Annotated in this window: 10 protein-coding genes; 6 read left to right on the top strand and 4 right to left on the bottom strand. The window is 36.8% G+C overall.

Annotated elements, in window-relative coordinates:
* Positions 1 to 134 precede the first annotated feature (134 nt).
* The 6 genes from J2W48_RS18070 to J2W48_RS18045 all read left to right on the top strand — a co-directional run bounded on the left by J2W48_RS18070 (position 135) and on the right by J2W48_RS18045 (position 14,371).
* The gene (locus tag J2W48_RS18070; protein ID WP_310283101.1) at positions 135 to 1,619 is read left to right on the top strand and encodes a vanadium-dependent haloperoxidase; all 1,485 of its coding nucleotides are present in this window, start codon (positions 135 to 137) and stop codon (positions 1,617 to 1,619) included.
* Between the two features lie 34 nt (positions 1,620 to 1,653).
* Complete coding sequence (locus tag J2W48_RS18065) at positions 1,654 to 3,861, top strand: FG-GAP-like repeat-containing protein (RefSeq protein WP_310283100.1); 2,208 nt, start codon at positions 1,654 to 1,656, stop codon at positions 3,859 to 3,861.
* Positions 3,862 to 3,883: 22 nt separating this feature from the next.
* Positions 3,884 to 7,180, top strand: coding sequence for a VCBS repeat-containing protein (locus J2W48_RS18060; RefSeq protein ID WP_310283099.1), 3,297 nt, complete (start codon positions 3,884 to 3,886; stop codon positions 7,178 to 7,180).
* 119 nt (positions 7,181 to 7,299) lie between these two features.
* Positions 7,300 to 10,485: a SusC/RagA family TonB-linked outer membrane protein gene (locus J2W48_RS18055; protein ID WP_310283098.1), complete on the top strand. Its 3,186-nt coding sequence runs from the start codon at positions 7,300 to 7,302 to the stop codon at positions 10,483 to 10,485.
* A gap of 15 nt (positions 10,486 to 10,500) precedes the next feature.
* Positions 10,501 to 11,949 carry a RagB/SusD family nutrient uptake outer membrane protein gene (locus J2W48_RS18050; RefSeq protein ID WP_310283097.1) on the top strand — a complete coding sequence of 483 codons (1,449 nt, stop codon included), beginning with the start codon at positions 10,501 to 10,503 and terminating at the stop codon, positions 11,947 to 11,949.
* Positions 11,950 to 12,205: 256 nt separating this feature from the next.
* Entirely contained in the window at positions 12,206 to 14,371 is a 2,166-nt protein-coding gene (locus J2W48_RS18045) for a beta-glucosidase family protein (RefSeq protein WP_310283096.1), read from the top strand.
* Positions 14,372 to 14,649: 278 nt separating this feature from the next.
* Here J2W48_RS18045 and J2W48_RS18040 read toward each other — a convergent pair whose 3' ends face one another.
* The 4 genes from J2W48_RS18040 to J2W48_RS18025 all read right to left on the bottom strand — a co-directional run bounded on the left by J2W48_RS18040 (position 14,650) and on the right by J2W48_RS18025 (position 24,673).
* Complete coding sequence (locus J2W48_RS18040) at positions 14,650 to 16,593, bottom strand: glycoside hydrolase family 97 protein (protein ID WP_310283095.1); 1,944 nt, start codon at positions 16,591 to 16,593, stop codon at positions 14,650 to 14,652.
* A gap of 111 nt (positions 16,594 to 16,704) precedes the next feature.
* Complete coding sequence (gene xyl3A / locus J2W48_RS18035; RefSeq protein WP_310283094.1) at positions 16,705 to 19,299, bottom strand: xylan 1,4-beta-xylosidase; 2,595 nt, start codon at positions 19,297 to 19,299, stop codon at positions 16,705 to 16,707.
* A gap of 88 nt (positions 19,300 to 19,387) precedes the next feature.
* Positions 19,388 to 21,670, bottom strand: coding sequence for a glycoside hydrolase family 127 protein (locus J2W48_RS18030; RefSeq protein ID WP_310283093.1), 2,283 nt, complete (start codon positions 21,668 to 21,670; stop codon positions 19,388 to 19,390).
* Between the two features lie 546 nt (positions 21,671 to 22,216).
* Positions 22,217 to 24,673 (bottom strand): glycoside hydrolase family 95 protein, encoded by a 2,457-nt coding sequence (locus J2W48_RS18025; protein ID WP_310283092.1) that lies wholly within the window; start codon positions 24,671 to 24,673, stop codon positions 22,217 to 22,219.
* Positions 24,674 to 24,795: the final 122 nt, after the last annotated feature.

Genomic DNA, 24,795 nt, shown 5'->3' with positions numbered 1-24,795 from the left:
TTTGAAATCATGTTCTTCGCTTTAAATCTTTGGTTTTTACCTAAGACTTAATTTGCTTATTTATAATTTGACACAACACTCAATTACTTATAATTGAAAGAAAGCTATCAAAAAACCATATAAAAACCACCAAAATGAAAATTCATAAAATACTATTTAAAGTACTACTATTTGGTACTTTAACCACTACCCTATTTGCTCAGACCAAAGAGAGCACAACTAAAATAAAAGAACCAACAGGAGAAAATAATATCGCCTATAAATGGTCGGAAATTGCAGTTCTTGCCACAGGTAATGATACTGAAAGATTTAAGCCAAGACCAACAGTCACTTCCCGTTTTTTAGGACTAACCTTTGTTGCTGTTTTTGATGCCTGGAGCCGTTATGATCAAAAGGCAATTCCGGTATATTTAAAAAATACAGAAAGAAGACCTAATAAAGAACAGACACTAAAAAATAAAGAGATTGCCATCAGTTATGCTGCCTATAATGCATTATGTGAATATTATTTTTCAGACAAAGATTTGTTTGTAGCTTTTATGGTTAAACTGGGCCTGGATCCAAATGATAAATCATTAGATCCCAAAACACCAGTAGGAATAGGGAATTTGGCCGCAAAAGCAGTAATTGAAGCGAGAAAACATGACGGGGCAAATCAATATGGAGAAGAAGATGGTTCAAATGGAACTCCGTATTTTAACTATGTAAATTACAATCCGGTCAATTCCCCGGATGAAATGATTGATGTAATCCATTGGCAGCCAAAATATTTTTCTGACGGAAAAGGCGGTAAGTTTGCGCCAGGCTGTGCAACTCCATTTTGGAACAAAGTAAAACCTGTAGGATTAAAATCGGGTGATCAGTTTCGTCCTGTACCCCCACCCGCATTGGATTCAGAACAACTTAAAAATGAGGTTAAAGAAGTCATTGATTTACAATATAATCTTACCAACGAACAAAAAGCATTGGTTGAGTTTATGCGCGATGGGCCACAATCAGTACAGCAAGCCGGGCACTGGTTAAAATTTGCCCAGGATGTTTCCAGACGGGATAACCATACTTTAGATCAGGATGTAAAAATGTTTTTCTATAATCAGGTGACTGCTATGGATTGCTTTATAGCATGTTGGGATACAAAAATGTTCTACGATTTTGCCCGTCCTTATGCTTTGGTTCATCATTATTATAAAGATCAGAATATAAATGCCTGGGGCGGCCCTGGTTTTGGAAATATAGAGATGAAAGGACAGGATTGGAGACCTTATTCGCCGGATGTTTTTTTATGCCCTGCTTTTCCTGGTTATGTTTCCGGACATAGTACAATTAGTGGCGGCTGCGGTGAAGCATTAAAATTATGGACAGGTAGTGATACATTTGGAGAATCTGCAACCTGCAGCACTCCAGGATCAATGACAGAACCAAATAACATAGGGAAACCTGTTGTTCTAAAATTCCCAACTTTCACAGAAACAGCAAATATGGCCGGAATTTCCAGGGTAATGGGAGGTTATCATATTCAGGCAGATAATCTTGAAGGACTCAGGCTAGGCAGAAATGTGGCCCATGAAGTCTGGAAATTTTATAATTTTCATATAGGAAACAAAAAATTCGATAAATAATAGCACGCTTAACCCAATCTAAAATGTTTTAATTATGAAAATTAAACAGTTAACATTGCTATTTATACTATCTGTTTTATTACAGTCGTGCGATTATTTTTCTAATCCAAATGATAAAATGGTTAGAATTTTGGAAGCCAGGAATAAAATGTATAATGTAAAAAACAACTCATTTGCGTCGAAAGCTGAAATCGCCTATTACGATTCTATAATTAAAAGTTCGGATGAAGGTTTTTTTAAATTCACCAACCAATTGAATAAAGGAAATGCATTACTGAAACTTGGAAAAGAAGCTGAATCTGTTACAATTCTGGAAGATGCAATCAACAAGATGAAAGCACTGGATGGAAGAGACAATCCTCAATCACTAAAATTTCTGGCAATTGCCTATATGAGACTGGGTGAAAAACAAAATTGTGTCAATCACCACAATCCCGAGTCTTGTATTATGCCCATCCAAAAAAATGGAATCCATACCATAAGACGAGGGTCTCAAAAAGCAATCGAAATTTATAAGATATTATTAGCGATAAACCCAAATGATTATGAATCACGATGGCTGCTAAACATTGCTTACATGACGTTGGGAGATTATCCTTTAGCCGTTCCTGAACAATGGCTGATACCTAATCTGAATAAGGATTCAGAATACAATATAAAACCTTTTCTGGATGTTGCCGCAAACGCAGGCATAAAAGGCAGAAATATGTCAGGTGGCGTTATTGTAGATGATTTCAATAACGACAACTATCTCGACATTATAACTTCTGACTGGAGTCTGGATGGCGTTATGCACTATTATCAAAACGATAAAAAAGGAAACTACATCGATGTTTCTAAAAGCTCAGAAATAGGCCGTTTTAAAGGGGGATTAAGTATGATACAAGCAGATTATGACAATGATGGCGATATAGACATCTTTGTTTTAAGAGGAGCCTGGATGCGTAAATACGGAAGACAACCCAACTCATTGTTACGCAACAATGGCGATGGTACTTTTACGGATGTAACCATAAAAAGTGGCTTGTATTCTGAATTCCCTACACAGGCAGGCACGTGGAATGACTTTAATAATGATGGCTATCTGGATTTATTTATTGGCAACGAGTCAGCCGACAATGAGTCCTACCCTTCTGAATTGTATCTGAATAATCAGAACGGCACATTTACAAATGTAGCCAAAGATGCAAAATGCGACATCGTTAGTTTTATAAAAGGTGTCACATCAGCTGATTATGATAATGATGGGAATATTGACTTGTTTCTTTCGGGAATGAATAAAAGGAAAATATTATTAAAAAACACCGGACTTAAAAATGGTATTCCACAATTTATAGATGTTACAGAGCAGGCAGGCTTGGCAGGAATCAATGTCATGACCTTTCCCACATGGTTTTGGGATTATGACAATGACGGCTGGCAGGATATTTTTGTCTGTGGTTATCAATATACGGGTTCTATTGCAGGCGAAATGGCAATGGAAGCATTGAATATCCCAAATGAAAGCAGTAAAATGTATTTATATCGTAATAATCATGATGGCACTTTCTCTGATGTTTCTAAAGAATCAGGATTAAATAAGACGGTATTTGCAATGGGTTCTAATTTTGGAGACATTGATAATGATGGTTTCCTGGATATGTATTTAGGCACAGGAAATCCGGACTACAAATCACTAACACCTAATAAATTATTTAGGAATATGGGTAATGGAAAATTTGCTGATGTAACTGTTTCTGCCCGCGTAGGAAACTTGCAAAAAGGACATGCAGTGGCTTTTAATGACTTAGATAATGATGGCGATAGCGATATTTTTATAGAAGTTGGCGGTGCTTATTTAGGAGATTCTTTTAGTAATTCTTTATACCTAAATCCTGGGCAAAACAGCAACCGCTGGATAAAATTGCAGTTGGAAGGCACAGCAAGCAATCGTTCTGCCATTGGAACAAAAGTAAAAGTCACTTTTAAAGAAAATGGTGTTTCCAGATCGGTGTACAGAGTTTTAAACTCAGGCGGAAGTTTTGGAGCATCGGCTTTAAGAATGGAAATCGGAATTGGACAAGCCACAATGATTGATCAGATTGAGATTATCTGGCCAAAGACTCAGAAGAAAAAAATCTTTAAAAACATACAACCAAATCAATACATTAAAATTATTGAAGGCGAAAATGACTTTTCAAAAATAGATATCAAAAGAACCCTTTTTTCAACTGCCGGAGCACATTCTCCTCTTTGCATCTGAAAAATTAATTAGAAACATACATATGAAAAATATTAAAATAAAAGCAGCTTTTTTTAACCTTGTGGGTTTCTTATTGCTAACCAGCTGCTCGACTAAAGATTCAGATGAGAAAATCTTTTCTACCTTAGACCGCTCCAATACAGGGATTGATTTTAGCAATAATCTCAAAGAAAATGATTCTCTAAACTACTTCACCTACAATTATATTTATTTGGGCGGAGGAGTCGCAACAGGAGATATTAATAATGATGGTCTCATCGATATCTTTTTTACAGGAAACCAGGTATCAAATAAATTATATCTGAACAAAGGGAATCTGAAATTTGAAGATATTACCGAAAAAGCAGGTGTTGGAGGTGATACTCGTTGGTATAACGGAGTTACTATGGCGGATGTAAACGGAGATGGTTTTCTGGATATCTATTGTAGTGTAAGCGGGAAATTTGGACCAAAAAACAATCAATTGTACATTAATAATGGCAACGGTACCTTTACCGAAAAAGCTAAAGAATATGGCATTGATGATATAGGAAACAGTGTTCAGGGTACTTTTTTTGATTATGATAAAGATGGCGACCTAGATTTGTTTGTTGCGAATTATCCACCAACGAGATTCAATTCGGCAACCGGTGACTATGTACAAATGATGCTCCATGTCAAAGACCATGAATCGGGGCATTTATATCGAAATGACGGCAATCATTTTACCAATGTTAGTGAAGAGGCAGGCGTAAAAGCTTATGGACTATCATTAAGTGCTACAATTGGTGATTTAAATAATGATGGCTGGCCAGATATTTATGTTTCAAATGATTTTAACGCACCTGATTTCATGTACATCAATAATCAGGACGGAACCTTTAAAGAAGTGGTAAAACAGGCTACAGACCATAATTCTTTCTACGGAATGGGCGTAGATATTTCTGATTTTAACAATGATGGAAACTTAGATATCTTTCAGGTTGATATGGATGCCAAGGACAATCGTCGTAAAAAAGCGAATATGTCCAGTATGAATCCGCAGCTTTTTTGGGATGTTGTAAATGCCGGTTTTAATTACCAGTATATGCATAATTGCATGCAGCTTAATACGGGAATTAGCGAAAACGGGATTCCGCATTTTGGGAATGTATCCCGCATCACAGGAACCTCCTCTACCGACTGGAGCTGGGGACCTTTATTTGCTGATTTTGACAATGATGGAAACAAAGATTTATTTGTAAGTAATGGCACCCGAAGAGAAATTAATAATAACGATTTCTTTAATAGTTTAGAAGCCTTACATTTAAAACCAAAAGATTTACTTAAAAAATCACAGGAAATTCCATCAGAGAAAATTGATAATTTCATGTTTCAAAATAAAGGAAATTTAAATTTTGAACAAGTAAATAAAAAATGGGGAATTGAATATAAAGGTTTTTCAAATGGTGTGGCTTACGCCGATTTAGATAACGATGGCGATTTAGATTTGATAATAAACAATATCGATGACTACGCCTCTGTTTTTGAAAATTCAAGTTCTACAATCAATAATTACATCAAGGTAAATTTTAAAGGAAATTCAAAAAACACCTCTGGTTTAGGAAATCGTGTTTACATAAAAACCACAAAAGGAAACCAGATGCAAGAGCTTACCTTAAGCAGAGGATTTCAATCGTCAGTAGCTCCTGAACTGCATTTTGGTGTAGGCAAAGACAAAACTATAGATGAAGTAAGAGTAGTCTGGGTAAATGGCAAGGTGCAAAAATTATCGAATGTTAAGGCAAATCAAACACTAACCTTTAAAGAACAGGATGCCAAAGAAGAAGCTGCTGTAAAAACAGCTCCTAAACCCCATTTGTTTGCAACTGAAAACACCGTCTTTCCGGTTTTCAAACACGAAGAAAACACATACGATGATTTTAAGGATCAGGTTTTACTGCCTCATAAAATGTCGGCTTTTGGTCCGGCCATTGCTGTAGGGGATTTAAATAACGATGGTTTGGATGATTATTTCATTGGAGGTTCTGCGGGCTATTCAGGAAAAATATTTATGCAGACTGCAACTGGTTTTGCAGAAAAAAATATTCAGGCACTCGAAGACGATAAAGCCAGTGAAGATACAGGTGTATTAATTTTTGATGCCGATAATGACGGTGATAATGACTTATATGTAGTGAGCGGTAGTTACGAATTTTTAGTCAACGACCCCAAATTACAAGACAGATTATACCTCAATAACGGAAAAGGTGAGTTTACAAAAGCACCGAAAGGAGTTTTGCCGACCATGCTGACAAGTGGTTCAAAAGTATATCCTATTGACTATGATAAAGATGGCAAACAAGATCTTTTGGTATTAGGAAGACAGGTTCCGGGGCAATATCCGTCACCGGCAACGACTTATTTACTGCATAATATAAGTTCGTCAACGCAGCCAAAATTTGAAATTTCTAAAAAATCCCCTAAAGAATTTACCAATTTAGGAATGGCAACAAGTGCTGTAATTACCGACTTTAATAATGACAAATTAGCCGATATTATTGTGGTGGGCGAATGGATGCCGATACGTATTTTTCAGAATACGAAATCAGGTTTCAAAGAAGTTACCAAAGATATGGGTCTTAATGATGATACTACAGGTTGGTGGTGGAGCATTCAGGAAGGCGATTTTGACCATGATGGTGACATGGATTATATTATTGGAAACAATGGACAGAATTACAAATACAAAGCTACTCCCAATGAAACTTTTGATATTTATGTAAAAGATTTTGATAATGACAAACACAACGATATCGTACTGAGCTACTACAATGATGGCAAGCAATATCCAGTACGTGGTCGCGGCTGTTCGTCTCAACAGATTCCTAATATCAAGAAGAAATTCAAAGACTACGAAAGTTTTTCACAAGCCACCCTGGTCGATGTTTATACAAAGAAATCACTAAAAGAAGCCCTGCATTATAAAGTAAAATCATTTGCCAGTATTTATTTAGAAAATAAAAATGGTACGTTTATCATGCACGAACTTCCAGTCGAAGCACAGCTTACCTGTATTAATCAAATAATGGTTGATGACTACGATAAAGATGGCAAACTTGATGCTTTAATAAGTGGAAATATGTATAGCTCAGAAGTAGAAACCCCTCGAAACGATGCCGGTCACGGGTTATTTTTAAAAGGCGACGGCAAAGGAAAATTCAAATCAATTTCGGCAATCGAAAGCGGATTTTTTACTCCGGGCGATGTTAAAAACATGGAAAAAATTCAGGTAAAAGGAAAAAACTATCTGCTGGTAACAAAGAATAATTCGTTTTTACAAAGCGTGAGGATTAACTAAAAAAATTTCGTTTTTGAATTTGTGGTAAAACATTTCAAAAGACTAATCAATTTAAATATAGTAGCTTAAACCAGAACATTTATTTGTTCTGGTTTGGGTTATGCTTTAAACTCATCTCTATGAAACAAAAATATAGAATCCGTTTGTTCGCATTGCTTACAAATGGAAACCGGCTTTCAATGCTGTTTTTTCTACTGGTTACGCTTTCGGTTTCTGGACAAAAAAATGGTATTGAGGGACAAATTACAGACACTGCAAATAAAGCGGTTGCAGGGGCAGCAGTTGAAATAACTGAAACTAATGAAATTGTACTAACAGACGAAAACGGATATTTTTCTCTTCCGGCACAAACGCAGTTTCCTATTGCCATAAAAGTTAGTATGCTGGGTTATGTGACGCAAAACCTGATTGTAAGATCCAATAAAAGCATCTCCATTATATTACAGGATGATTCCAATCAATTAGATGAAATCCTGATTTCCAGTGGGTATTTGTCCCAGAAAAAATCGGAGTTTTCAGGTTCTGTTGCTACAGTTTCTGCAAAGCAATTACAAAATCGCCCTACTACGAGTTTTGACCAGCTGTTAGGCGGTCAGGGAACCGGAATCGATGTAATCCAGTCGACAAGTGTATTAAACAATACACCCGTAATCAGGATTCGTGGTTTAAATACCATTACATCCGGGCTCTTTCCTTTAATTGTAGTAGATGGTGTGGCAGTTTTTACAGGTTCTTTGGGCGGATTTGTCGGCAACAATCCACTTTCTGGAATTAACCCAAATGATATTGCAACGGTCGATGTATTGAAAGATGCGTCTGCTGCTGCAATTTATGGATCCAGAGCAGCAAATGGTGTTATGGTCATTACCACCAAAAAAGGAAAAGCAGGCAAAACAAGATTCAATTACAATACCTGGATCAGTCGAAGTACCCCTTATAATCTGCCTAAATTATTAAATGCAGAAGATTATACGATGATAAAAAATGAAGCACTTGTCAATGCAGGCAAAGCACCCGGTTTTTTCTTATCAAAAAATCCGGATGGTAGTACAGTGGATACAAATTGGTATGATGTGGCCTATGAACCCGGAATTTCAAGTAATCAGAATATTAATATTTCCGGGGCGAATGAAACGACCCAATATTACTTTTCAGCAGATTATTCCAATCAAAATAGCTTTATAAAAAACAACACATTTCAAAATTACATGACACGTTTAAACCTGAGTCATGAAGTCAATAATTTTATTAGGGCTGGTGTTAATGTTTCGTACAGCAGGGCAAAAAACGTTGGTCCGAATACAGGTGCTGTGGCAGGAAACACTTTATCATCTTCCACTTATAATACCGAATACATTACGAATGAGCCTTTAGGAAGGATGACGTATGTTTTACCTCCCAATGTACCGGTTTACAATCCGGATGGATCTTACAGCATTCAAAACGGAATAAGTGTAGGTTATGGTGCCAATATTCCATCGATCATCGGTACTATTAATGCCTACAATCTGGCGATGGTACAGGAATTGGACCTCACGACTTCTATCAGTAAAACTCTTTTAGGAAATGTGTACGGCGAGTTTGATATTACCAAAAAACTAATTTTTAGAACCAGTTTTGGGCTGAACACGATTGATTTGGAAAACAAACTGTTTTTAAATCCAATTCACGGAGGAGGCGCTGCATACAATGGTGTAGCAACGAATATAGCAACCGACTTATCCAGAACCGACTGGGCAAATACCCTTACTTACAAAGATTCTTTTAACGAAAACCATAATTTTACCTTCCTGTTGGGTTATGAGCGAATCAAAACATCACTGGACAGTTGGGGAGCTTCGCAAAGCAATGTCACAGATCCGTATTATAAAAATTATCAGGGAAGTTATGCGAATATTTCGCCTATAGGCAATGATCTTTCTGAAAATGCTTTACTATCCTATTTTAGCAACTTAAACTACAATTTCAAAAACAGGTATTTCCTGACGTTAAATTATAGAATTGACGGTTTATCGGCTTTATCCGAAGGGAACAAATACGGTAATTTTGGAGGAGGTTCGGTAAGCTGGAACCTGTTGGAAGAGTCTTTTTTTAAAGATTCAAAAATGAGCCGTTTTCTGGATAATCTAAAACTGAGAGCCAGTTACGGTATTGTAGGAAATAGCGAAATAGGAAATTATCCTGCTATCGGAACCTATAATTCATCTACTTATGGCGGTGCGCCAACCTTAGGCTATTCACAAACTGCCAATCCAAATTTAAAATGGGAAACAAGTTCAAAACTCGATTTAGGACTGAATTTCGCTATGCTGAACAATCGTATTTCTGTAGAGTTTGATTATTTCAACAATAAAATCAGGGATTTAATCCTGAAAACACCTCAATCACTTTCAGCGGGAATTCCGAATAATTATATCAACGAAAATGTGGGTGGCATGTACAATACCGGTTATGAAATTGGCATTAACGCACTTGCTGTTGCAACCCGTGATTTCAACTGGAATGTTAGCCTGAATCTTTCCACTCTTAAAAATAAAGTGACTTCATTAGCGAGCGATGTATTTGTGCCAAGTGTATTTGGTGTACAAAATATGACCAGAGTAGGTTATTCTATCGGATCTGTTTTTGCGGTGCCTAACAAAGGCGTAAATCCGGACAACGGACAAATGGTTTTTATAAACAGCGAAGGCAAAGAAGTACAATACAACCATATTGGTTCTCCAAAATGGACGTATCTGGACGGAACAGCCGCTCCGGCAATAGACAATTACAAAGATGGTGTGATGCAGGGACCTTCATTACCAAAACTCTTTGGAGGTTTAAACAACAGTTTCAATTACAAAAATTTTGTTTTAGCTGTAAATCTAACTTTCGCACAAGGAAATAAACTCTATAATGGAACACGTGCCACCAATTCAGATCAGCGTTATTTCAACAATGGGGAATTTATAAAAAACAGATGGACAACACCGGGACAAATTACCGATATTCAGAAGCTGTATTATGGCGATAATGTTTCGGCAGGTTTTTCTTTTTCCAGTACTTCAAAAGTCGAAGACGGTTCTTATCTGAAATTCAAAAATGTGTCATTAGGTTATAATGTGCCAATGGAACTTTCTTTCCTGAAAAACACTTTCAGCTCTATTTATGTGTATTTACAAGGAAATAATTTGCACACATTTACCAAATACAGAGGTTCAGATCCCGAAGTTTCCATCAACGGAAACTCTATTAATTCAGGAAAAGATCAAAATGTGCCGCCCAACGCCCAAGTGTATACTGTCGGTTTAAATATTGGATTTTAATTAAAAGCAAAGACAATGAAAAAATATATTTTAATGAGCTGTTTTATTCTCCTGTTTACGACAGCCTGCAATGACGATTTATTAGAGACACAGCCCGAAACCAGTATTCCGGAATCCATAGCTTTTAGTACTCCGGATAAAATTTTGGCGCAGACCAATAACCTCTACAAACAATTGCAAAACCAAAGTTTTTATGGCGGCAGATTTGTTGTTTTTAACGAACAGCGGGCCGATCAATTTGGGCAAAATGACGGAAATGCCGCAACAGGTTCTGCAGTATGGAATCAAAATGTGGCCTCGACAAATGATTTTGTAAATAATGTTTGGGCAGTCGGATATACTGCGATTAATGCTTCAAATATTCTAATTAGTAAAATGAACGAAACTACGGTAATTTCAAAAGAACTGGCTAAAAATTACATTGCAGAAGCCAAATTTGTTCGTGCCTTTTGTTATTTTAGTCTGGTTCAAACCTATGCCAAGCCTTACAATCAGGACAAAAGTTCTTTAGGACTGCCTTTGCGATTAACACCCATTACGACTTCAGGAAATAATGATTTGGCAAGAAGTTCTGTAGAAATGGTGTACGCTCAAATTTTAAAAGATTTAGATGAAGCCGAAGTCGATTTGCCGGTTAGCTACCCTACTCCACTGTTGAATACTTCCAGAGCTAAAAAGTGTACAGCAATTGCATTAAAAACAAGGGTATTATTAGTTCAGAACAATTTTGAAAAAGTAATTCCTGAAGCTAAAAAAATTGTTTCCGCTACTCCACCATTTCAATATACCGAAGGAACTTTGACCCAAAAATTAGAACCTAATTATACTAGCATTTTTGGAGGAAGTTATACCGGAACTGAAGCTGTTTTTTCTATTCCTTTTGCCAATTCAACTACCGAAACCTCTTCTGCACAATATGCCCTGGCTTATAATTATCTGGCACAGCCTATTATTTTTTTAGCCGCGGAAGGAGTCGTGGCTGATCCTGTTTTCAGTTCAGGTACTGATGCACGTTCAGGTCTTATCGGCACGAGTGCAGCCAATCAAAAAGTATTGAAAAAATTCAGTATAACAACAGCTCCTTTCAGGGATTTTGTACCTGTAATTCGCTATACCGAAGTACTATTGAACTATGCCGAAGCTGCTGCTAATACTGACGATTTAACAACATCAACCGAATTATTGAAAGCTGTTAGAAACCGTTCAGACCCAACTTATGTTTTTCCTGAAAATGACATTGCAACAAAAGAAGCACTGATTGCAACCATACAAAAAGAAAGGGATATTGAGTTTCTGGGCGAAGGCTTCAGATTGCTGGATTTACAAAGAAAAGTACAAACATTGCCTGCCAAAAAAGGGTCAATCGGTACAGCTCCTTTGGTGTTGCCAACAAGTAGCAACTATATCTGGCCAATACCAAGCGGGGAAATATCGACAAATAAATTAATGGAACCAAATCCTTAAAAAGTAACAAAAAACCATTCAAAGCAAGTCAAAACGTTATAACCAAATTATAGCTGTGATGCATTTTTTATTAAGACCTGAAAATATATCTTTTTTTATTCAAGTCTGCTTCAATTATTATATAAAATGCTCGATTTGTATCACTCCTGTTATCCCCTATTCGGCTACTTTTGAAAACTTTTAATTGGGCTTATTCCTGGTTTATCATAAAAACACATTATTTAATTTAACCAAAAGGTTTTCTAAAACATATAAAATGAGATTACGATTTATGGCTATTGTTTTGTTTTCAGTATTTTTTCAAAGTTCTTTTTCACAAACAGCTGCTGTGACCGAAAAAAGAATTCAGCAGTTAATTAAGAAAATGACTTTGAAAGAAAAAGTCGGAATGCTGCATGGAAATTCAAAATTTTACACTTCAGAAGTAAAACATCTCGGGATTCCGGAATGGGCTTTGTCTGATGGTCCACACGGTGTAAGGGCAGAAATGAATCGTCATAATTGGCAATATGCGGGACTAACAGATGACGCTTCAACCTCTTTTCCGCCGGGAACCGCAATGGCTGCAAGCTGGAATCTGGAACTGGCCACACAGCGCGGTGTCGTTTTGGGAGAAGAAGCACGTTTTCGTAAAAAAGATGTTTTGCTTGGACCAGGAATCAATATCATTCGCTCTCCGCTTTGCGGAAGAAATTTTGAATATTTGAGCGAAGATCCGTTTCTTATTTCGCAGCTTTCCATCAATTATATTAAGGCTCTACAAACTCAGGATGTTGCGGCTTGTGTGAAACATTTCGTAGCCAATAATCAGGAAGAAAATCGTTTTGTGGTTGATGTGACGATGAGTGAACGCGCTTTACGCGAAATTTATCTGCCGGGTTTTAAAGCTTCCATTGTTGATGCCGGAATATTAGGGGTTATGGGCGCTTATAATAAATTCAGAGGTGAATATTGTACAGAAAATGATTATTTGGGAAGAAAGCTTTTGCGGGAAGAATTTAAATTCAAAGGCGTTTATATGTCGGATTGGGATGCCGTACATAGTACTGAAAAAGCCGCTTTGGCTGGTTTGGACTTGGAAATGGGGACTGAAAAAGAGAATTATAACGACTGGTATTTCGCAGATCCATTAATTAAAGCTGTAAAAGAAGGTCGTATCAAGGAAAGCATAGTCGATGAAAAAGTGGCCAACATATTAAGAGTCATGATTAAAACGAAAGTTTTAGATCCAAAAACAAGGATAAAAGGCTCTATAAATACAAAAGAACACCAACAGGCGGCCTATCGCTCTGCTGTAGAAGCGGTTGTTTTACTGAAAAACGAAAAACAAATTTTACCGCTAAACATGAGTGCCATTAAATCAGTTGCTATTATTGGGGATAATGCAACGCGCACTCATTGTGGCGGTGGTTTCAGCTCAGAAATAAAAGCTTTGTATGAGGTAACGCCACTTGAGGCTATGACCACAAAATACGGAAAGTCTATGCAGATAAATTTTGCACAAGGGTATGAAAAGCAATCCCATGTTGTGGAACGAAGCAGCGATGGCCAATTGAACACTGACAAAGTAGATTGGAAATTAATCGAGGAAGCCGTGGCTCAAGCCAAAAAATCGGATGTGGCAATTGTCTTTGCCGGTTTAAACCATGATTTTGATTCGGAATCATTTGACAGGCTTCACATGCGTTTGCCTTACGGGCAGGAAACTTTAATTCAGGAAGTAGCCAAAGCGAATCCTAAAACGATTGTCGTGATTATTGCAGGTTCTCCACTTGAACTGGCTGGGATTGCATCTCGTGTGCCTGCGTTAGTTTGGGGTTGGTACGGCGGAATGGAAGCTGGCAACGCAGTGGTTGATGTATTGAGTGGTAAAGAATTTCCATCGGGAAAACTGCCTTTTACTATTCCGGTTACTTTAAGCCAGTCTCCCGCACATGCTTTAGGGGCATATCCCGGACATGATTTAAAAGTAAATTATGATGAAGATATTTTGGTCGGCTATCGCTGGTTTGACACTAAAGGAATTGCAACTCAATATCCTTTTGGTTACGGGATGTCTTATACTTCTTTTGAAATCTCAAATGTTGTTTCTGATAAAAAAAGCTATGGTGTAAATGATGAAATAACAGTAAAATTCAATATCAAAAACACAGGAAAAACGGATGGTGCAGAAGTAGTTCAATTGTATGCAGGCCAAACAAATCCTTCTGTTTTAAGACCTAAAAAAGAATTAAAAGCATTTGATAAAATATTCCTAAAAGCAGGAAAGCAAAAAACAGTTGATTTAAAAGTAAAAGTAAGAGACCTGGCTTTTTATGATGAGAAAACTTCCGACTGGAAAATTGAACCGGGGGAATTTGTGCTTTACACCGCTACATCAGCCGAGAATATTGTGAGCAGTCTGGCTATTACTGTGAACTAAACCACTCTGCACTGAAAGTGCAGAGGTTTGGTTGGCAGACTGAAAGTCTGCAAGGTTGCAATACTTATTTATTAGCCACAAATTACACAAATTTTCACAAATTAATTAGTGCTAATTTGTGTAATTTGTGGTTAAAATATTTTTAGAAGCTAAAGCTAAATGCACTAAAGTGCATAGTTTTAAACTATTTCTGAGACCAATAAAAACTTCTTACGATAAAAAAAGTTGCCGAAATGGCAACTCTTTTATTATATAAACCCATAATGTAAGACATAATTTTAATTCAAAAGAAGCATACCGCCATTACCAGAAATTAGTACTTCAACCTCATTGTTTTTAAGTTTTATTGTTTTTACTTTTCCATTTAATTGTTCATCATCATAATAGTAATTTAACGATGATCCGAAAGCAATCATTGGTAGTTTAATTTTAAGTTTTAGCGTTTCCTTTTGGGCATTCACACCCGCTATATACCAGTTGGTTCCTTTTCGGCGGGCAAGTACAACATATTTGCCAGGATATCCATCTAAAAAACGAACCTCATCCCAGGTTGTGGGTACTTCTTTCATGAAATTTATTGCCCAGTCGGGAGCATCAGTCAAATTGTTTGGTGCTAACGCAAAATGCTGGACACCGCTTTGAAAAAGTACTGCAGTGGCAAGCGCAAACACATCAGAAGTGATTCGTTTTGAACCTTTATTGGGAATATTATCACTGTTATAAAATTTATTCAGGGCGCTTCCTCCAAAATCCATGCTTCCTACTGTATTTCGAATAAAAGTATGTATTGAGGCATTCATTGCTTCATTATCACAGCTTCCTTGTCCAAAATGTAAATTTTCGCTGGCTAAAACAGCTTCACTAGCTGCGAAATTTGGGTACATGCGCTCCCAGCCTCTTGGCAAAGTACAGCCATGAAAAATAACCATGATACCAAAATCATTAGCATCTGTCAGGATATCTTCATACAATTTCATGGTTACTTGTTTGTCTCCACCAAAAAAATCTACTTTAATTCCTTTTACGCCAATACTTTTCATCCAGGCCATTTCCTGACGACGAATGGTCATATTGTCCATCATCCCTCTCGGTCCCTGAGGAGCATCATTCCAATAGCCATTCGAGTTGTACCACAAATACAGACCAACGCCTTTTCCTGCACCATATTTAGCCAGTTCAGCAATTTTATCCTTTCCTATCTGAGTGTCCCAAAGTGCATCAATTAAGATGGTTTCATATCCCATTGCGGCACTAAAATCGATGTATTGTTTCTGCACCAGAAAAGTAGTATTGCTATCCATTTTCATGATCCAGCTCCAGGATCCTTTGGTATATTTATATTCTTTTGAAGCCTGGTACTTTGGCTTAACCAAATCAAAAGGAATGGTGGTTTCTACAATAGGTGCCAGCGTTTCTCCGATTGTAATAGTACGCCATGGAGTTTCACCAATAAGCGGTATTCCCGGAGCGGTTGTTCCGTTTCCATTATTCTCTCCTGCCATTGGAAATCCGATAGTATATAATCCTTTATCATGTCCAATTAGCCTGCTTGCGCAATAACCGCTGTCAACGCCTGTCTCGGATATTAAAACCCATCCATTATTATTTACTTTAAAAAGGGATGGAAAGGTATACCCTTCCCCCATTCCGTTTTTTCCCATTGGAGCATCTAATGTATACGATGTTTCATAACTTGGGGCAGTTCTGGCAAAACCTGTCATTGGCTTGCTTTGCGGACAAAGAAAAGTAGTTGTTCCTTCAGGCAGCATAAAACCGGAAGCTTCTTCCTGCACCACACAAGAGTGGGCCTCTTTTTGCGGATATACCTTATATTTAAAAGCTACATTATTATTGCTCACCCTAAATATTACATCAATAGCAGCTTTACTTTCTTTATCAAAAGAAAACACGGCCTCATACGCCTCATAATGAACATTACTCTGCTTTATGTTAGGCAGGTTATAAGTTTCATCAATTTTATTTTGTGCCGGATCAGCCTTTAAACTTAATCCTGTTGTAAAATCGCCAACATTGGTTTTCAATCCCAGCGGAGAATTTTCTAAGAAAGTTTTTTCATTATAAGAAATACTATACGAAGGCATTCCATTCGAGATAAAAACAGAAACTTTAAGCTTTCCGTCAGGGCTTTTTACAACTGACTGTGCACTTAATTTTAAAAAAAAACTAAGCAGACAGATACATAAAACATATTTAAAACTCATAACACACTATTGATTAATTACTTTATTTTTTATTTGCAACAGAAGAAAGATATTCATCCTGAATTAATTTTATAATTTAAAACGACCGTCATTTAACAAAACAATCCTAGTTTATTGAACAAATACATTAGTCATTTTTAAATCTTTAGCATCAGAACTGGTACCATAATACACCTCATATTCACCAGGAGTTACATTCATTCCTCTACTATTAGAATCATAAAATTCGAATGAAGAAGCTGGTAAATCGATTGTTACATTTTGCTTTTCGCCTGCTTTTAAATCGATTCGTTTAAAACCTTTTAATGTTTTCAAAGGTCCGTCTGTATCCTTTACTTTTCGAACATAAACCTGAACAATCTCTGTTCCGTTACGTTTGCTAATGTTTTTTATTGGGAAGCTTAATTGCGCATTTTCATTTGGTTTTATCTTGTTCTTACTTAGGTTTGCTGCACCAATACTGAATTTAGAATAGCTCAGGCCAAAACCAAACGGGAACAAAACATCTGTTGTGTATCTGTAAGTACGTCCTTTCATTGAATAATCTTCAAAATCCCCTAATTTATCGGAGTTTTTATAAAATGAAACTGGCAGCTTACCCGCTGGATTATAATCTCCAAAAAGAACATCCGCAACAGCCTGTCCCCCGGATTCACCCGGATACCATGCCTGTAAAATAGCATCGCAGCTTGCAGTTTCTGGTGCAAAAGCTATTGCAGATCCGGAGCAGTTTACAAAAACTACTTTTTTTCCTGCAGCTTTAAGCTCTTGCAAACATTTTCTCTGAACAGCAGGAAGCTCAATATTGGTTCGGTCTCCTCCTTTAAAACCGGGATAAGAAACCGGCATTTCTTCGCCTTCAAGCAAAGTCGAAAGCCCGCCTACAAAAATTACGGTATCGATACCTTTTAGCTTTTGAATTAATCCTCCAAAATCTATATCAAACTCTTTTCCAAAATCGAATTCAAGATTAGCCTGCCAGTTGTTTGACTGGGCATAAAGAATTTCGATTTTATATTTTTTACCCGCTTCAACAGGAAATGGAATATTTCCGGGAACAGTTCGCCAGTTGGTGTATTTTGCTATGGACTTACCATCAACTAACAATTCAAAAGCTCCGGTAGCTCCGGTTTTAAAAACAAGGGTGTCATTTGCTTTAGCTGAAAATTCTGTTTCATATTTTGCCGAAAACCCTTCTAATTTAACCCCCGAAGCAAATTCATGCTGGCCAGCGGTAGTCATTTTTATAGGATTCACGATTTGTTGCGATATAACACTCTTTCCTTCTCTGTTGGGATTGTTCCAATAAGTCGCTTTCATTCCTTTTTTTCCTTCAAATGAAATCTGGTCAAAATAAGTTTGATTTACCTTGTCTTCAACTAAATCACAGGCTTTATCATACACTATTTTATTTGCCGTAACTTTTGATTCTATTCCGCTCTTAATGGTAATTGTTTTGACTGGCGTTCCGTTATAATTTCCCCATAACATCGGTTCATTATCGGCATTCGGGCCTATAACTGCGATTTTGCCTGTCGCTTTATTTAAAGGAAGAATGTTGTTTTTGTTTTGCAAAAGCGTCATTGACTTTTGCGCCATTTCAAGTGCCAACTGTTGATGTTCCTTGTTATTAAGCACAGATGCAGGAATTTGGGTCCAGGGCACTATTGCATCATCATCCATTTCGCCCAAATCAAAACGGCCAACTAACACACGAAGCAGGCTTTTATCAATATCGGTTTCTTTTATTAAATCTTTCTCAACCGCTTCCGGCAAATTCTTAAAAGGATATTTTTCCCAGACACATTCAACGTCTGTTCCTGCAAGTACGGCTTTTGATGCAGCATGCGTTGCATCTGACGACACTTTATGGGTGGTATAAAAATCCGTAACGGCACCACAATCTGAAACCACCAGGTATTTAAATCCCCATTCATCACGAAGGATACGCTGCAGTAAACGGGTATTGCTGCAACAAGGTTCATCGTCTAAACGCTGATAGGCGCACATTACCTGACGCACATCAGCATCTTGTACCAGTGATTTAAAGGCCGGAAGATAGGTTTCGTATAATTCCCGTGGATTTACATTATTTAAATTCAGTTCGTGCCTGCTCCATTCTGGTCCCGAATGAACGGCAAAATGTTTGGCACAGGCTAAAAGCTTGCGGTATTTAGCATCAGCAGGACCTTGCAGTCCCTTAACCACTGAAACTCCCATTTGCGAAGTAAGATATGGGTCTTCTCCGTAGGTTTCCTGACCTCTTCCCCAGCGTGGATCCCTGAAAATATTGACATTTGGCGTCCAGACCGAAAGACTCAAAAACCGTTTATTCTCATTACCATTCTGAATCCATTGATTGTATTTGGCACGGGCTTCATCAGAAACAGCATTAAAAACATTATAAACTAACTGATCGTCAAACGAGGCTGCCATACCAATAGGTTCTGGAAAAACAGTAACATTATCATTGTTTGCATAACCATGCAGGGCTTCACTCCACCAATTGAATTTTTTAATTCCAAGTCTTGGTATTGGATCACTCTGATCACACATTAAGGCTGCCTTTTCTTCAAGGGTTAATCTTGAAATTAAATCTTTTGCACGCTCTGTTGAACTAAGGGAAGGGTTTTTATAAGGATATTGCTGTGCGCTTACACTAAAAAAGGATACTAGACTTATGATATAAAGGTAGCTGGTTTTCATAATTTTTGCATTTGAATGGAATATACTATGACGCTTTTCCAGCTTACTTTAAAAAGGAAAAACTTTTAAAATAAGCATAGATTTTTTTTTAATCTTTTAAAATTCTGAATTGATGAAACTTTGGACTATTGTTTCCGTCGTTAGACTTTATTTTGATATTTACAATTTCAATCTTCTCAATATTTAACCTGATGGTTTTATTTTCTAAGGAAATTATCTGAGCAGGTTTTTCATTGATAAGAATTGTGATGTTGTCAATTTTAAAGTCATCAATACAACTTATATCCAAAAATTTTCCCGACTTATTTTTATTTACTAATTGGTATGAAATATAAGAACGGGTGCTTCTCCAGTACTTTCCATCGTCGTAACCTGAATCGCTTTTTTCACCTTTATAACGATGATCAACTTCTGACTGCTGTTCACCACAATTAATTTTATCGATGGTTTTAGATTCCATGACCATTGCTTCCTTTTCCAGTTGTTTTAGTAATTCATGTTTTTCCTGATATTGTTCTTTAGTATAATTTTGAAAATACATTTGGTATCTTGAATCATGAATTTCAAAAAAAGGCTCTAATTCTAAAGAGTCTAAGCGAAAACGCAGGTTTCCCAATTCCTTAAGTTTTGCAACATAATCTGTTTTTTCTCCTATCAATGCATAAGCCTCATCCAGAGGATAGTATTTACCGGCTGCGACATGCCCCATTCGGCTGTCATCAGCAAATAATCCATCTAAATCTTTGTTTGATGTTTTGGCAGCTAAAACAATTGGTCCGTTGACAAAAGCACTCCAGTTTGAACCGTCCGGTAAACTTTCTAAATGTGTCGATGTTTTAAATTTAACCGTTATGCGATCTCCTGATTTCCATTTTCTGTTAAGTGTTACATAACTTGCCGGTTTAGCTTCTGTTTTCTGAATTTTTCCGTTTACAAAAATTTCAAAATTTTCAGCCCATTTCGGATAGCGGATATTCATAGAGAATTTTTTGCTTTTCTTTAGTTTTAAGACAAGATCTGTGGTATTTTGATATGGGAATTCTGTACTCTGTTCTATGTAAACACCTTTCTCTTTCCAGTCTAATGTTGATGGAATAAAGAGATTTACAAAAACATCATTAGCTGTGTGGCTATAAATTAATTCACCGTATTTCGAATGGTTTTCAAGCCCAGAACCTACACAGCACCACATGCTTGTTTCCGGCTGGGAATACACCCGGTAATGATTGGGTCTGATGGGAGTAAAATAAACAAAACCGCCTTTTTCAGGATGCTGGCTCGAAAGAATATGATTGTAAAGCGTACGCTCATAAAAATCAAGATAGGATATATCATTTTTGTTCAAAAACAAAGCTTTACCTAAACGCTCCATATTGTAAGAGTTACAGGTTTCCGGGCCCTGATTTGATTTTACCATTCCGCTAAAATCTTCCGTCGGGTTAAAATGTTCGGCAAAACTGTTCCCTCCAAAAGCTACACTACGTTCCTGGGTGACATTTTCCCAGAAAAACTCTACCGCACCTGACCATTCTTTATTGCCTGAAAGACCAGCAATTTTCTCGAAACCAATAACTTTTGGTATTTGGGTATTGGCATGCAGCCCCGTTAATTTGTCTTCTTTTTTTATCAGTGGATTCAGAATAGCTAAGTGCGAAACTTTTTCGGCCGTTTCCAGATATTTTTTATCCTTGGTAATGATATACAAATCGGCAAAAGATTCATTTATGCCGCCATGTTCTGTTTTTAGTATGTTCTGAATCTGCTCATCAGAAAGCGGACGAATTAATTCGATAAACCAATCACCCAACTTTATTAAAATATCCTTTGCTTTTTCATTATCTGTATACTGGTAAGCATCGTTTAAACCTGCAAAAAGTTTATGGATATTGTACAGCGGAACCCAGGTATTGTTTAATCCAAAATTGCTTCCGTCAATATCTCCGTTATGAATACGGTCCCAAAAAACTTTTCCCTGCGGTATTCCTCCCACATATCCATTTCCATTTTTTTGCTGACATATTTCCAATTCTGAAATCATATAATCCAATCGGTTTTTAACTTCAGCATTTCCAGTAGATGCGTACATCATAGACAAGGCAGAAAGATAATGCCCTGCAATGTGGCCGTCAAGTCCTATACTTTCCCAATTCCCATATCGCTCTGCTTTTACAGGCAGTCCGGAAGCTATGAGATATGGGGCCAAAAGCTTGTCAGGATTGAGTTCTAAAATATACTTAAGATCAACATCCTGAGCATTTTTAAATGCTCCCTTGGTTAGTCTTACCTCATTCAAGTCAAATGTTTTCATTTGGGCTTCTGCCGCATGACACAGAAGCAGCGTACAAAAACAAAATATAAAGCTGTATTTCATTGTATTTATTTTTAAATCCTTAATTTAATATTTTCTATTTTTAATAACAGACTACCCATGTTTATTTTTTAGAACCAGATGGGCGTAATTTATTTTAATAATAATTTTTCGTTAGTTCGAGTGATCCCGATTTTTCATCGGGATTATATCGAGAACAGAAAAATTATTATTAAAAACGGTTCTCGATATATTTTTTGTTCCGTTCTCTGCACAAAAAACACTCGAACTGACGTATTTAATAATTACACCTAACAGGTATCTTAAAACTTAAAATAAGACTAAAGAATATTATCTTAAAACTACCAAATGAGTTAAGTAAAATCGGCGTTTGTTAAAAGTGTAAAAATAACACTTTTTAAAACACAAAAATAATTCTTCTAAAAAAAGCTGGTTTTTTTATCATTTATATTTTTAAATCGTATATTTTTAAGAAAACAGTTTGTAAACCAAAAAATTTGATTCAAATATTACATTTTAACTCAAACACCAGCAAACATAATTTTGCTGACATGTATATAAAAAATCAAACCAAACAATTTTTGATTTTTAATTGGCACTGATTGTTATTACCTGCCCTGTTCTTGTTTGAACATCATAAAGTGTCGTTGGAATCAAATCAGATCCTTTTATGGACGATAAATTTGAAATAACAGGTTGAGAAACTTCCTCTGTTGCAAAAAATGGGTTTGAATTTTTGCCAACTGCCCTTTCTAATTGAATTTTACTATTTAATTTGGCATTACTGGCTATTCTCAATCTTAAATTACCTCCTAATTGAGATTTAACAACCAGTTTTTTTAGTTTGGAATTTTCCCAGACTAAATCAACAATTTCAAAACCTCCACGAGTTTTTAAACCCGTAACCCGTCCTGAAGTCCATTGATCGGGAAGAGCAGGAAGAATATGTATTGCTTCGTCAGAACTTTGAACAAACATTTCTGTAATTCCGGAAGTACATCCAAAATTACCATCTATTTGAAATGGCGGATGTGCATCAAAAAGATTGTTATACGTTCCTCCTCCTTCATTTACTCCCACAGGTGTCAATTGGTCTTTGATTAATTTAAACGCATGGTTTCCATCCTGCATTTTGGCCCACCAATTCACTTTCCAGCCCATACTCCATCCAGTAGATATGTCACCTCTTTGCAGTAAAGTATTTCTTGCTGCTGCAAAAAGTTCCGGGGTTCTGTATGCTGAAATTTGATTGGAAGGATACAATCCATATAAATGTGAAATATGTCTGTGGTTATCTTTTGGATCATCCACATCGTCCAGCCATTCCTGCAGCTGATTGTGTTTTCCAATCTGCATAGGAGGCAGCATATTTCTTAAGTTCCTTAAGCTGTCTGCATATTGTTTATTTTTTCCTAATACTTCTGATGCTTTTATAACCGAGCTAAAAACATCAAAAACGATTTGGTTATCCATAGTAGACCCAGCAGTCATTGCTGAACCCTGATGTGCTGCCGGGGAATTTTCAGGAGAGTTTCCAGGGGCTACAACCAGCCATCCATTTGTCGGGTCTTTTACCAAAAAATCAGCATAAAAATCAGCTGCTCCTTTTAACACTTCATATACAGATTCAAGATATTCCTTATCTCCGGTATAGAGATAATGTTCCCATAAATGCTGACTCAACCAGCCACCTCCGGCGTTCCACACTCCCCAGGTTGCTCCGTCAACAGCTCCGTTAATTCTCCAGATGTCCGTATTATGATGCGCCATCCAGCCACGGGCACCATACATCACACTGGCTGTTTCTTTTCCTGTCTGGGCTAATTCCTGAACCATTTTTAAAAGAGGCTGATGCATTTCTGATAAATTTGTTTTTTCAGCAGGCCAATAATTCATTTCTGTATTAATGTTGATGGTATATTTACTATCCCAGGCGGGTGACATGCTGTGATTCCAAATACCCTGAAGATTCGCCGGCTGGCCTCCGGGCTGTGAAGAAGAAATCAATAAATACCGCCCGTATTGATAATATAAAGAGACAAAAGAAGGATCTGACACATTCCTGAAATTCGCCAGTCTTTCGTCTGTTGGTAATTTAGAGGCTGCTGTCGTACCAAGATCAAGCTGAACTCTTTTGAAATATTTTTGATAATAGGCAATATGATTCTTTTTCATTTGATCATAACTTTTATCAAATGCATTATCCAGAAAAGATTTTGCAAGCACAGTTTCATTGCCGCTGATATCATTGTAATTAATAAAATTAGTGGCAATCGAAACATAGATGAGCACTGAATCTGCGCCTTCAATTTTTATTGAATTCCCAATAGCATTTATACGTCCGCCCTTAACTTTAAATTTCGCAAGTGCATTAAATTTTACCTTTCCTTCTACTCCTTCATGATCGCTTGTAGTACCGGAGAGCGAAAGTTCATTATTGCCGTTAACGGATATATCTTGCTTTTTATGTTCCGAGGTAAAAGCCGCTGTAAATGACAATTTCCCTGGTTTATCGGCCGAAATTTTTATAGCTAAAACACGATCCGGAAAAGACGTAAATGCTTCTCTTGTATACGTAATACCATTTACTTTATAAGTGGTTTTTGTAACGGCCTTTTCAATATCAAGTTCGCGGTAATAGTCTTTGAAAGCCTGCTGATCTGAAAAGCTCAACTCTAAATTTCCCACGGGCTGAAACATTTGCCCGTGGGATTTTTTAGTAATTATATTTTCATTGATTAACTTTTCAGCTTTTTTGTATTCTTTCTGGAAAAGAAGTTTTCTAATTTCATCAAGGGACTGTTTTGCATTCGGATTGTCATTTCGGTTCGGACTTCCGCTCCAGACGGTGGCTTCATTTAATTGAAAAATTTCTTTCTCTACATTCCCATACACCATAGCGCCCTGAAAGCCATTCCCAATTGGAAGGGCATTTTCCCAAACTGTACCCGCGCCACTTTTATACCAAAGTTTTAAATCATCTGTCTGCTGTGCAGATAATGCAAATCCGAAAAACAGCAGTATGTTAATTAAATATATTTTCATAGTATTTAGCTTCGTATAATTTATAATAAAACCCTACGATAATTTAATATCGCAGGGTAAAATATTCTCGTGGTCCTGCTTTAAAAAATTTCATTAATTTAAAAGACTTTGCAACTCTTTAT

This window comes from Flavobacterium piscis (assembly GCF_031457575.1).
GTDB lineage: Bacteria > Bacteroidota > Bacteroidia > Flavobacteriales > Flavobacteriaceae > Flavobacterium > Flavobacterium piscis_A.
The sequence above is the reverse complement of the archived record's forward strand: the minus strand, read 5'-3'. Positions and strand labels throughout refer to the sequence as shown.